Raw genomic sequence first — 12212 nt, 5'->3', positions numbered from 1 at the left:
TTAGGCCGCGTACATCACGCCCCAGCGTTCGATCAGCTTTTGCTGAAGCGTTTTGGCCCGCCGGTTCCACGCGGCACCGCCCGGCGGGCGCTCCCGCTCTTCGACGGACAGCGCATTGCGCCGATCCAGATCAGCGGCAAAGATCGCAAAAACCACAGTTCTGCCGTCTGGCAGTTCAGCAAAGCCCGCAAGCCCGCTGACAAAATTCAACGTTCCGGTTTTCGCCGCCACATCAATCGGATGGTTCTTGATTCTGCGCCCCTGCGCGTCGCGCATTTCAAACGCTTTCAGCAGCGGCCGCAGCGCAATATCGCGGTGGATTGCAGCCAGCGCGGCCATCATATCTGCCGCCGACACGCGGCTCCTGTCTCCCAGCCCCGAGTGGTCAACAAGCGCAATGCCTCTCACGCCCAAACGCTCTGCCGCCCATGCGTTCAATTCTTTGGCTGACGCGACCAAAGAGGCTGGCCTGCGACCCGTGCGCGCTGCTGTCGCCGTCATGCCCACCACCTCTGCGGTCAGGTTTGTCGACCACTTCAGCATGTCGCGCAACACATCTGTCAAAGCTGCGCTTTCGATCCGCGCCAGCTCGACCACGTTGGTTGGCAGACGGTCCACCACTTCTATCGCGGCGACCGAAATGCCCTCCGCGCGCAGAAAGCTTTGGAAGACCTCGCCCGCGTACAGTTCCGGCTTGCGCACCGGCAGCCAACGCGCCCCTGCCCCACCCAAGGCATTGCGCGCCACGGTCCACTGGTCCCACGCACCCGCATCGGAATAGGTATAAATCGGCGCGCTGCGCGGCTCGACCGACATACGCGCCATACGCACATCCGGGCGATAGCTGGCGGAACGCGCATCCATCGTCACGGAATAACTGCTGCCCGTTTTGCGCCATTCAAAATGCACACGGTTGTAGTTCAGATTCAGTCCGGACACAGCCGGGTTATAGCCCACATGCTCTGGCTGGGCGGTGTCGATTTCCGCCACATGAGGCAACGCGCCGCCCCAAAGTTTCAGCCCACCGCGGACTTCACGCACCCCCGCGGCGGCAAGCTGTTTTGCAAGCCCCGCCAAACCGTCGGTATCCAATGTCGGATCGCCGCTTCCGGCTAGGACCAGATCGCCATCCACAACCCCATTCGCCACGCCCGAGGTCGTCAAAACACGGGTTTGAAAGCGATAACCGCCCCCCAAATGCGCCAAAGCGTAGGCCGCCGTCAGCGCCTTTGCCACGCTGGCAGGGGGTAAACCCTTAGACGCCTCGTTTTGTTCAAGCACGTCACCGGTTGCCAGATCCGCAACGCTCACGCCGACGACACCGCCCAGCTGCGCCGCCGAAATCAATTCGTTCACACTTGGCTGCGACGCCTTCAGCAGATCGTCCGCCCGCGAAATCGGTCGCAGCGAACGGTCAGGTGCGTTCGCACAGCCCGCAGTTGGCAAAAGAGCAGCCGCCGCAGAGGCCGACATCAGAAAAGAACGTCTTGAAATGCTGTGTGTCATGTCGCGATCTAAGCCAAAGGATGGCCACGCTGCAACAACGTAAAGCTCGTCGTCCGTTCACATTTTAAACGGCTCACCATTCCCCTCTTGCACGAATGGCGGAACTGCTTTCGGCGCGCATTGGCATATTGACGAAACACCACGCTGGGGCATCCCGATGCCCCAACAAATGCGAGGATGCCGCAGGGATACGCGCGGCCCGCATGATACGTGCCGCTTTCCCACCGAGGGCTGCACTGCGCGCACCCGGTCGCGCCAAAACGCCAATCGGCACCTGGGCGGCAATACTCTCCCAATCTTCCCAACGGTGAAATTGGACCAAGTTGTCAGCCCCCATCAGCCAAGTAAATTTCACCTTAGGAAAGGCATGGGTTAAGGCAGCCAAGGTCTCGGCCGTGTAGCGTGTCCCAAGATCGGCTTCGATTCCGCTGACCTTGATGCGCGGATGATCCACAAGCTCTTGGCATGCTTGTATACGGGACTGCAGCGGCGCAGGGGCGTTTGGTTTGAGCGGATTGCCCGGGCTCACAAGCCATACAACCGAGTCCAGCCCGAACCGCTTCAGCGCTTCTGTCGACAGATGCAAATGGCCGGTGTGCGGTGGATCGAATGAGCCCCCCAACAAACCTATGCGCGCATAAGGTGTGAATGTCGTGGTATCAGCCCGTCCCGGCATTCAGATCTCCGCCCCCGTTTTGGCCGGACACTATCCATGGCCGGCCAAAGGGACAAGGTTTCGGCGGTTAAGCCGCCCCTGATTCAAGCTTGCCTGGCCCGCCCGCTTCGACACTCCAGGTCTCGCTCCCACGGGCAGAGGTTCGGAAACGCCCGACGATCGTTGACAGGCCATCCGCTTTCTCCTGCAAGGACCGCCCGGCATCCGCGCTTTCATTGACCATTGCCGCATTCTGTTGTGTCACCTGATCGAGAATATTAATCCCGCTGGAAATTTCGGAAACGCCTTGTGACTGCTCCGACGCGCCATTCGCGATATCGCGCGCAAGGGTAGAAACAGATGTCACATCCGCCAGCAAAGCCGCCAAGACATTGCCCATCTCCAGAACCAGTTTGACGCCATTCTCCACGTTATCCCCGGACGTGTTGATCAAATTCTTGATCTCCGCCGCACTGTCAGACGACCGGCGCGCAAGTTCGCGCACCTCACTGGCCACAACGGCAAAACCGCGACCAACCTCACCAGCGCGCGCAGCCTCGACCCCCGCATTCAGGGCCAACAGGTTGGTTTGGAAAGCGATGTCTTCGATCACCTTGATGATCTGGCCAATCTGCTTGGAGGACGTCTCGATCTCGGTCATCGCCGTCACGGCCCGTCCGCGCACTTCCTCGCCACGTTCAGCTTTCTCGCGGGCGGCACCGATGGCGTGGACAATTTCGTCGGCACCGTCAGATGTTGCCCTCACACTCGACGAAATTTCCTCCATGGCTGCAGCCGTCTGTTCCAGCGTCGCAGCTTGGCTTTCAGTGCGTTGAGACAGAGAGTGCGCCCCATCGCTCAGCGTACGCGCATCTTGGTCAATCATAGTTGCCGTATCACGCAGCTGTCCGATGATATTGGACAGGCTGGAAGCCGTTTCATTGAAATGCTCGCGCAATTCTTCGTAAGCTTCCGGCCAAGCATGCTCGATATGGCAGGCAAGATCCCCCGCCGACAAGCGCTCCAAGGCCGATCGCAGATCTTCGACAACCCTCGACTGCTCCTTTGACGCGGTTTCTATCTGCATAGCGGATCTCTGGCCAGCTTCGAGGTCGCCCTTCAACCGCTGAAGTGCGCGCGCAATATCGCCAATTTCGTCACCCGTCTTGATCTGGGCGACGTCATCTTCAAACATCTCCGCCGCAACTTTTTTGACGCTTTCGTACAAGGCCATGATCCGGGTCGAGATCAGCCGCGCCACTGCAAAAGCCAGTGCAAGGGTCAGAGCCAGCACCACCAACATCTCTATGACTTTCATGGTAAACATCGCTTCCTGGACGACTAGAACCTCGCTCATGTCCTGTTCTGCGACGATGACCCATTCCTGCCCCGCCACTTCAGCTGTGATTGCCACAGCTTCAACCATCTGCCCATTGATACCCTCGACATTTTCCAAACCCGCGTATCCGGTTTGAAATGCTAAATCGATTTGCTCCAGACGCGGCAATGTCGATAATTTCTGATAGCCCGGACCCTGCACGATCTCGGTCATTGCACGCAGTTGCTCATCCAGCGCATAGACATGGCCGGTATCGCCCAACAGACCGTGACTGGATATGATGCGCTTGAACGTATCGATATTCATCTGCAATGCGACCACGCCGATCCGGTCCCCGTTTTGATCAAACACGGGGGATGCAAGGAATTTGGCCGGCAGCCCCGCACTTGGGGCGTAGGCGTTAAATTTCGAGAAATTTGCTCCGATCGCATCCGCGGCTGCGGCCTTTTGATAGGCTGCGCCCAAGCCACTGTCCGCAAGCGCCCCTGAGACGAAATTGACCGCGAAGTCGGCCTCTTTCCAGACAGAGTAAATCAGGTTGCCATCATTATCGAAAAGGAACAGGTCGTAATAATCGCCGCTGTGTTGGAATGTTCGGAATGTTTCATGATACATCGCGTGCGATGCCGACCACGCAGAGCCGTCTCCTGCATCCAGCAGCTCGTATTTTTCTCCTGCCGGTCTTGGGTTATCGTCAATGTACAGGCGCGTCAGCGTCTCCTGAGCAGTTGGGCCCATCATATCCCAACCCGCAGTGAACGCGGCAATCGATTGCTGTGTGACCGGACTTTCAGCGAGAATCTCAAGATCTCGCACGGCGCCATTTATCCACTCCTCAAGCCCTGCCGCCTTTTCCTCAAGCAAGGTCTTTCGCGACATAAGGCGCTGATCCTCAAGCGCCACTTTCGCCTCGATGTAGCCTGTGACGGAAACCGCCAAAGCCAACAAGACCGTTGGAACCGCGATCAGGATCGGGATTTTGTAGGTCAAAGATAACCGCTTCCACGGGTTTCTCCGGTAGGGCCTGCGTACTCGTGCCATTTAACAATCCCTCCTTCGGGAACCCATTGCGTGATGGCTTTCATCCCTGACCGGAAACAATTGACATACCACTAAGGTGACAGATCAACAAAATGTGGAAAGCAATGCATGTCGCCACCTACAGCCACGGAGATTGCACCAAACGATCAGACAGGGTACGTGGCTTGCCAAACCAGCTTGACCCAGGGGAGCGATCAACATGGCCTCTTATCAATATGTGTATCACATGGATGGCGTCTCGAAGACCTATCCCGGCGGTAAGAAAACTTTTGAGAACATCCGCTTGTCCTTCCTTCCGGGGGTCAAGATCGGTGTCGTCGGCGTCAACGGTGCTGGTAAGTCCACGCTGATGAAAATCATGGCCGGCATCGACAAGGATTTCACCGGCGAGGCCTGGGCCGCCGAGGGGGCAAAGGTGGGCTACCTGCCGCAGGAACCCCATCTGGATGAGACCCTGAGCGTGCGCGAAAATGTCATGCTGGGCGTCGCCGAAAAAAAGGCAATTCTAGATAAATACAACGAACTTGCCATGAACTACTCGGACGAGACCGCCGAGGAGATGGCAAAGCTGCAAGACCAGATCGATGCCGAGAACCTCTGGGATCTCGACAGCCAGATCGACGTGTCGATGGAGGCCCTGCGCTGCCCCCCCGATGACGCCAATGTGGCCACTTTGTCGGGCGGTGAGCGTCGCCGCGTGGCGCTGTGCAAACTGCTGCTCGAAGCGCCTGACATGCTGCTGCTCGACGAACCGACCAACCACTTGGACGCCGAAACCATCGCTTGGCTGCAACAGCACCTCATCGACTACAAGGGCACGATCCTGATCGTCACCCACGACCGCTACTTCCTCGATTCCATCACCGGCTGGATTCTCGAGCTCGACCGTGGCCGCGGCATCCCCTACGAAGGCAACTATTCCAGCTGGCTGGAGCAAAAGGCGAAGCGTCTGGAACAGGAAGCCCGCGAAGACAAGGCCAAGCAGAAGACGCTGGAACGCGAACTCGACTGGATTCGTCAGGGTGCCAAGGCGCGTCAATCCAAATCCAAGGCCCGTATCGCCGCCTACAACGATCTGGCCAACCAGTCCGAACGTGAAAAGCTGTCGCGCGCCCAGATCATCATTCCCAACGGTCAGCGTCTTGGCCAAAAGGTTATCGCCGTGGATGGCCTGTCCAAGGCGATGGGCGACAAGCTCTTGATCGAGAACCTCAGCTTTGATCTGCCGCCGGGCGGCATCGTCGGTGTGATCGGCCCGAACGGCGCCGGTAAATCGACCCTGTTCAAAATGATCACCGGCCAAGAGACCCCCGACACCGGCTCCATTGAACTGGGTGACACGGTCCAGCTGTCCTACGTCGACCAGTCGCGCGACGACCTCAGCGACAATGACAACGTCTGGGAGGCGATCACCGGCGGGGCCGAAGTCATCAAACTTGGCGATGCCGAGATGAACTCCCGCGCCTATTGTTCCGCCTTCAACTTCAAGGGCGGTGACCAGCAGAAGAAGGTTGGCCTGCTTTCGGGCGGTGAACGCAACCGTGTGCATATGGCGCGCTTGCTGAAGGAAGGCGGCAACGTCATCCTGCTCGACGAACCGACCAACGATCTGGACGTCGAAACCCTGCGCGCGCTTGAAGACGCGCTGGTCGACTTCGCCGGCTGCGCTGTGGTCATCTCGCACGACCGTTTCTTCCTCGACCGGATCTGTACCCATATCTTGGCGTTTGAGGGTGAGGCCCATGTGGAATGGTTTGAAGGCAACTTCGAGGACTACGAAGAAGACAAGAAACGCCGTCTTGGCGCAGATGCGCTCGAGCCTAAACGCCTGAAGCACAAGAAATTCACGCGCTGATCCGATCCAAGGGTGGGTTACAAACCCACCCTACGGAACCGGAATGCCACTATTGATTGTCAAACCAAGGGCTGAGCGTCTGCTCGGCCCTTGGTCCGTTTGGGGCGGAGGAATATCCGCGTGCCGTGCTACCCATGTTTTCGCAAAGGCTGGGGACCAGGACCAAAGATTCCAGCGCGCTTTGGGGTACTGAACAATTCGCCCCCTTGTCTCGACTCACCAAACCTGTCACACGGCCCTCGCTACCGTTACCAGACTCGCCTCCCTGTCTCCCTTACCCGGCGACAGAGCACCGACTTTGCTCTGACCGACGCCGACCCGCAGCAATCAAGCGTGCGGACATTTTAGGAGACACACGATGGCCACTGGCACCGTGAAATGGTTCAACACCACCAAAGGCTACGGCTTCATTCAACCCGACGCAGGCGGCAAAGACGTGTTTGTGCACATCTCCGCGGTTGAGCGCTCCGGCCTGACCGGCCTGGCGGACAACCAGAAGGTGGAATACGAACTGCAGACCGGCCGTGACGGCAAGGAATCCGCAGGCAACCTCGAGCTGCTCTAAGCCCGAGGCGGGCCAAGCGCCCGACCTGAACAAAAGGTGGTCCGCATTAGGGCCACCATCTCCCGGATCAGGGTGCACGCGCAGACAGCGATTAACCGCTTCTGTGCCAACGTTTACACAACGTTTACGCAATCCCTCTTGCCCAGAATCACCCTATCTGCGATACGCTGGGAACGCTACGTTACCACGATCGCCTACCTGTCTCCCTTACCCGGCGACAGAGCACCGATTATGCTCTGACAAACGCCGGGCCGCTGCACTTCCGCGAGCGGCAACTGACAGGAGACACACGATGGCCACTGGCACCGTGAAATGGTTCAACACCACCAAAGGCTACGGCTTCATTCAACCTGACGAAGGCGGCAAAGACGTGTTTGTGCACATCTCTGCGGTTGAGCGCTCGGGTCTGACCGGCCTCGCCGACAACCAGAAGATCCAGTACGAGCTGCGCGAAGGCCGCGACGGCAAAGTGTCCGCATCGGACCTCGAACTGCTGTAATCTTTAGAAAGATGGGCGCTTGCCCGATCAAAGGCCCCCGTTTCGGGGGCCTTTTGCGTTTCATACGCAGGATTTGGCCCAAAGCAGAGAGCCGGAGCGCTGTTTCCTGCCGCCTGCGGTTTTGGCGCGCATTTTCCCATTGGCGGAACGATTCATTCCGGCAAGTGTTGGGTACGCTAAGGAGGCGCCATATGGCTCGCAAATCGCCAGAACCGCAGAAATCCAAACCCATCGTCAAGAAACCGCACACGTGGCGGTTCACAGATTGGGCCGCACTGTAGCCCTCACACGCCGGTTAATTGCTGGATCTGCGCCACCACCGCGTCCGCGCCACTGCCCTCTTTCAAGGAAGTAAACACAAAGGGTCGCCCATCGCGCCCTTTGGTGGCGTCACGCTCCATCACTTCCAGCGATGCCCCCACATGCGGGGCCAGATCCGTTTTGTTGATCACCAGCAGGTCAGAGCGCCGGATCGCTGGCCCACCTTTGCGCGGGATCTCTTCTCCGGCGGCGACATCGATCACGTAGATCGTAAAGTCCGCCAGCTCCGGTGAGAATGTCGCGCTCAGATTGTCCCCACCGGATTCGATCAGCACGATCTCGACGTCCGGGTGCCGCTCCCGCATCTCCGACACCGCTGCAAGGTTGATTGACGCGTCTTCGCGGATCGCCGTATGTGGACACCCGCCGGTTTCGACCCCGATGACCCGGTCCAACGGCAGGATCTGCATCCGCATCAGCGCCTCTGCATCTTCTTGCGTGTAGATATCATTGGTGATGACACCAATCGAATACTGGTCCTTCAGCCGCTCCGCCAGACGTGCGGTTAACGTGGTCTTACCGGCCCCGACGGGTCCGCCAATTCCGATACGCAACGGCCCATTCATCTTGGTCATGTCTGGAAAATCCTTGGTTCCATCGTTTCGTGACACATCGCAGCGATATCCGAGGCGAAACAGTTGGCGAAGATATCGTCACTGTCCGCATCCATCGCGCGGGCGGCGATATCTCCACACAACGGCGACAGCCGCGCCACAATGCCTTGCGCGTCGGTCTGCCCAAGCGGCATCAGCCGCTGAGCCGCCGCCACAAGGTTGCTGACAAAGCTCTGCAAATATAGCGCGATCACCGCAGAAGTATCCAAGCGCAACTCCGCCGCGGCCTCCCCGAAAACCACCGGCAGCATTTGCGCGGTCAGCTCTGTGTGCCAGACATCCTGTGTGATCTGGCGAAAGGCCGCGCCTTGCCGCTGCGCCTCGCGCAGACGCTCTGCCGAGGCCGCAAAAGCCCGTGCCAAGGCGTCGACCTCCGCCACGGGACGCGCGCCACGCGCAGCCTCGGCGATCCAAACCGCATCCGCCCATCCCGACCCCTGCTTTAGCAGATCCGCCAGCCAGCGCTCCAGCGCCGGCGCGTCCGTGATCTGCCCGGCGTCCACCGCATCTTCGATCCCGTGCGAAAAGGCAAAGGACCCCACCGGATAGGCCGGTGACAGCCATTGCGTGATGATCAGAAGCCGCGGATCAATGGGCATGCGCGCTGTGCCCGTGGTCATGGCTGTGGGTCCGCCCATGGCCATAAGCGCCGCCCTCCGGCGTAAAGGGGCGCTGCGCCTCGCAAATATCGGCGTGTAGATGCTCCAGCATGTGACGGATCACCGGATCCTGCTGGATCAACAGGTGATCGCCGCACATCTGACAAGGCGTGTGCCGGTTGCCAATATGCCAGGCCAGACGAGGCAGATCCCCGCGCACCTCAAGCACGGCCTCGCTCGCAGCAACAACAGCAATCCGCCCGCCATTGCTCAGCTCAAGCACATCGCCATCGTCAAGCGAAGTGGTCTGCTCAAGATCGACAACGAAGGCCACGCCCTGCGCCGATGTCAGCTTTTTGCGTCGCAGGAAACGTGCATCGTAATCCAGTGTTACCGTATCATCCGTCGCGCAGGCCGCTGCGCGCTGCACCTGTTGCGCCAAGGGAAGGTCGCTCATCTCGCCGTCACTTCTTTCTTCTGACCACGCCGCTTTCGCAAGACAGTGGCCCCCGTATTACGTCACCCAAGTAGCGCCGCGAAAGGCCGCCCCCTCCCGATCACGCCACCAACCAACAGCCCCGAAACAGAGCCTGCCTGTCACTTAGAACATGAAATATCGCTGCGCCATCGGCAGTTCGGTCGCCGGCTGACAGGTCAGCAACTCGCCATCTGCACGGACCTCATAGGTCTCGGGGTTGACCTCGATCTGCGGCAAAGCGGTGTTCAGCTTCAGGTCCGCCTTTCCGATCCCGCGCGTGTTGCGCACCGACAGCGTATCTTTCGCCAATCCCAATGCCGCGCCGATCCCCTCGGCCTGCGCCGCCTCCGACACAAAGGTCACGGCAGACCGTTCAACACTGCGGCCATAAGCGCCAAACATCGGACGGGAATAGACCGGCTGCGGCGTCGGAATAGAGGCGTTCGGATCCCCCATCTGTGCCATGGCGATCGTGCCGCCCAGCAGCACCATCTCCGGTTTGACCCCGAAGAACGCCGGGCTCCACAGCACCAGATCCGCGCGTTTGCCCACTTCAATCGATCCGATTTCATGGCTCAGACCATGGGCCACCGCCGGATTGATGGTGTATTTCGCAATATACCGACGCACACGGAAGTTATCGTTATCGCCGGTCTCTTCCGGCAAACGACCGCGCTGCTTTTTCATCTTATCAGCAGTCTGCCATGTACGGATCAGAACCTCACCCACACGCCCCATGGCCTGACTGTCAGACGCGATAATGGAAAACGCCCCCATATCGTGCAGGATATCCTCGGCCGCGATGGTCTCGCGCCGGATCCGGCTTTCGGCGAAAGCTACATCCTCGGGGATCGATTTGTCGAGGTGGTGGCACACCATCAACATATCCAGATGCTCGTCGATCGTGTTGACCGTGAAGGGACGTGTCGGGTTGGTCGACGAAGGCAAGACATTGGCGTCGCCGCAGATCTTGATGATATCGGGGGCATGCCCGCCGCCCGCCCCTTCGGTGTGAAAGGCGTGGATGGTCCGCCCCTTCATCGCCGCGACCGTGTTCTCGACAAACCCGCTTTCGTTCAGCGTGTCCGTGTGGATCATGACCTGAACGTCCCAATCGTCCGCCACCCCCAGACAGCAATCAATCGCGCCGGGCGTGGTGCCCCAATCCTCATGCAGTTTCAACGCGCAGGCACCGCCTTTGATCTGCTCTTCCAAGGCAGCAGGCAAAGACGCGTTCCCCTTCCCTGCAAAGGCAAGGTTCATCGGAAAGGCATCCGCGGCCTGCAACATACGTCCGATATGCCACGGCCCGGGCGTACAGGTGGTGGCCAGCGTACCATGCGCCGGGCCGGTGCCGCCGCCCAACATCGTGGTCAAACCGGAATGCAGCGCGTCCTCGATCTGCTGCGGGCAAATGAAATGGATGTGGCTGTCAAAGCCCCCGGCCGTCAGGATACGTCCCTCGCCGGCAATCACTTCGGTCCCCGGCCCCACGACAATATCGACCCCCGGCTGGGTATCGGGATTGCCCGCCTTGCCAATGGCAGCGATACGCCCGTCGCGCAAACCAACATCGGCCTTATAAACGCCGGTCCAGTCGACGATCAGCGCATTGGTAATGACCGTATCGACAGCGCCTGCAGCACGGGTGGTCTGGGCCTGCCCCATCCCGTCGCGGATCACTTTGCCCCCGCCGAACTTGACCTCCTCACCATAGCCACCGGCCGCCTCGACGGTCAGGTCCCGCTCCACCTCGATCACCAGATCGGTATCGGCCAGACGCAAACGGTCACCGGTGGTGGGGCCGAACATCGCGGCATAATCAGAACGTTTGATCCTAGCGGGCATGACGGGTCTCTCTTGTCAGAATAGGAAGGGAACAGTCAGCGTGACACGCACGCCAACCCAAAGGCGCTAGAGCGCGCCCATCACCTGTTGATTGAATCCATAGATCTTGCGTGCACCACTGATCGGCACCAGCGACACCTCGCGCCGCTGCCCCGGCTCGAAACGCACCGCCGTACCAGAGGCGATATCCAACCGCAGCCCGCGCGCCGCAGCCCGATCAAACTCCAGCGCCGGATTGGTCTCCGCGAAATGATAGTGGGACCCGACCTGCACCGGGCGGTCGCCGGTATTGGCCACCATCAGAACGGTGACCTCACGCCCGGCGTTCAACTCCAGCTCGCCATCCGCTGGCAACAGCTCACCGGGGATCATTTCTGGCGCCACGCGATAAAGCCCGCCAACACCATCAACCCCACGCCCAGGGCCATCCACCCTTCGGTTCCGTGCGGATGCACATGCACGCCCGCCTCATGCGCACGCGCGGACCCTGCCACCATGGCCACAGCCATTGCCAAACCCAAAGATCTCATCACGCCACCTCCTTGTTTTTCCTTGGTCAAAATACCTGATCCCGAACCATCCAAACCGATCACCGGATCGGGTTGTGCACTGTCACCAGCTTTGTCCCGTCGGGGAACGTGGCCTCGACCTGCACTTCGTGGATCATCTCCGGGATGCCATCCATGCACTGCTCGCGCGTGATAACCTCTGCGCCAGCCACCATCAGATCGGCCACAGACCGGCCATCACGCGCGCCTTCGACGACTGCATCGGTGATCAGCGCAATGGCCTCGGGGTGGTTCAGCTTCACGCCGCGCGACAGCCGCTTGCGCGCCACTTCCGCTGCCATCGCCACCATCAGCTTGTCTTTTTCACGGGGGGTCAGTTGCAT

General features: G+C 59.7%; 13 protein-coding genes. 3 read left to right on the top strand and 10 right to left on the bottom strand.

The window, feature by feature from the left end:
- The 3 genes from dacB to ACN5AZ_RS10980 form a co-directional block, all read right to left on the bottom strand.
- Entirely contained in the window at positions 1–1506 is a 1506-nt protein-coding gene (dacB, locus tag ACN5AZ_RS10990) for a D-alanyl-D-alanine carboxypeptidase/D-alanyl-D-alanine-endopeptidase (RefSeq protein WP_419428930.1), read from the bottom strand.
- A 73-nt stretch (positions 1507–1579) separates the two neighbouring features.
- Entirely contained in the window at positions 1580–2182 is a 603-nt protein-coding gene (locus tag ACN5AZ_RS10985) for a nicotinate-nucleotide adenylyltransferase (RefSeq protein WP_419428929.1), read from the bottom strand.
- Between the two features lie 67 nt (positions 2183–2249).
- Complete coding sequence (locus tag ACN5AZ_RS10980; RefSeq protein WP_419428928.1) at positions 2250–4541, bottom strand: methyl-accepting chemotaxis protein; 2292 nt, start codon at positions 4539–4541, stop codon at positions 2250–2252.
- A 199-nt stretch (positions 4542–4740) separates the two neighbouring features.
- Between ACN5AZ_RS10980 and ettA the strand changes: the two genes are divergently transcribed.
- The 3 genes from ettA to ACN5AZ_RS10965 all read left to right on the top strand — a co-directional run bounded on the left by ettA (position 4741) and on the right by ACN5AZ_RS10965 (position 7460).
- Positions 4741–6396, top strand: coding sequence for an energy-dependent translational throttle protein EttA (gene ettA, locus ACN5AZ_RS10975; RefSeq protein WP_419428927.1), 1656 nt, complete (start codon positions 4741–4743; stop codon positions 6394–6396).
- A 358-nt stretch (positions 6397–6754) separates the two neighbouring features.
- Entirely contained in the window at positions 6755–6961 is a 207-nt protein-coding gene (locus ACN5AZ_RS10970; protein ID WP_419428926.1) for a cold-shock protein, read from the top strand.
- A gap of 292 nt (positions 6962–7253) precedes the next feature.
- A complete protein-coding gene (locus tag ACN5AZ_RS10965; protein WP_419428925.1) occupies positions 7254–7460 on the top strand; it encodes a cold-shock protein in 207 nt (68 codons plus the stop codon).
- Positions 7461–7744: 284 nt separating this feature from the next.
- Here ACN5AZ_RS10965 and ureG read toward each other — a convergent pair whose 3' ends face one another.
- The 7 genes from ureG to ACN5AZ_RS10930 all read right to left on the bottom strand — a co-directional run bounded on the left by ureG (position 7745) and on the right by ACN5AZ_RS10930 (position 12212).
- A complete protein-coding gene (ureG, locus tag ACN5AZ_RS10960; RefSeq protein ID WP_419428924.1) occupies positions 7745–8356 on the bottom strand; it encodes an urease accessory protein UreG in 612 nt (203 codons plus the stop codon).
- A complete protein-coding gene (locus ACN5AZ_RS10955; RefSeq protein WP_419428923.1) occupies positions 8353–9015 on the bottom strand; it encodes an urease accessory protein UreF in 663 nt (220 codons plus the stop codon). The genes ureG and ACN5AZ_RS10955 overlap by 4 nt, the downstream gene beginning before the upstream one ends.
- A complete protein-coding gene (locus ACN5AZ_RS10950) occupies positions 8984–9451 on the bottom strand; it encodes an urease accessory protein UreE (protein WP_419428922.1) in 468 nt (155 codons plus the stop codon). The genes ACN5AZ_RS10955 and ACN5AZ_RS10950 overlap by 32 nt, the downstream gene beginning before the upstream one ends.
- A gap of 144 nt (positions 9452–9595) precedes the next feature.
- Positions 9596–11320 carry an urease subunit alpha gene (gene ureC / locus ACN5AZ_RS10945; protein ID WP_419428921.1) on the bottom strand — a complete coding sequence of 575 codons (1725 nt, stop codon included), beginning with the start codon at positions 11318–11320 and terminating at the stop codon, positions 9596–9598.
- A 66-nt stretch (positions 11321–11386) separates the two neighbouring features.
- Positions 11387–11692: an urease subunit beta gene (locus ACN5AZ_RS10940; RefSeq protein ID WP_419428920.1), complete on the bottom strand. Its 306-nt coding sequence runs from the start codon at positions 11690–11692 to the stop codon at positions 11387–11389.
- Positions 11689–11850 carry a hypothetical protein gene (locus ACN5AZ_RS10935; protein ID WP_419428919.1) on the bottom strand — a complete coding sequence of 54 codons (162 nt, stop codon included), beginning with the start codon at positions 11848–11850 and terminating at the stop codon, positions 11689–11691. The genes ACN5AZ_RS10940 and ACN5AZ_RS10935 overlap by 4 nt, the downstream gene beginning before the upstream one ends.
- Positions 11851–11909: 59 nt before the next feature.
- The gene (locus ACN5AZ_RS10930; protein ID WP_419428918.1) at positions 11910–12212 is read right to left on the bottom strand and encodes an urease subunit gamma; all 303 of its coding nucleotides are present in this window, start codon (positions 12210–12212) and stop codon (positions 11910–11912) included.

Source organism: Sagittula sp. SSi028 (assembly GCF_048553715.1).
Lineage (GTDB): Bacteria > Pseudomonadota > Alphaproteobacteria > Rhodobacterales > Rhodobacteraceae > Sagittula.
Note: the sequence above shows the minus strand (reverse complement) of the source record. Positions and strands in the feature narration are given on the sequence as shown.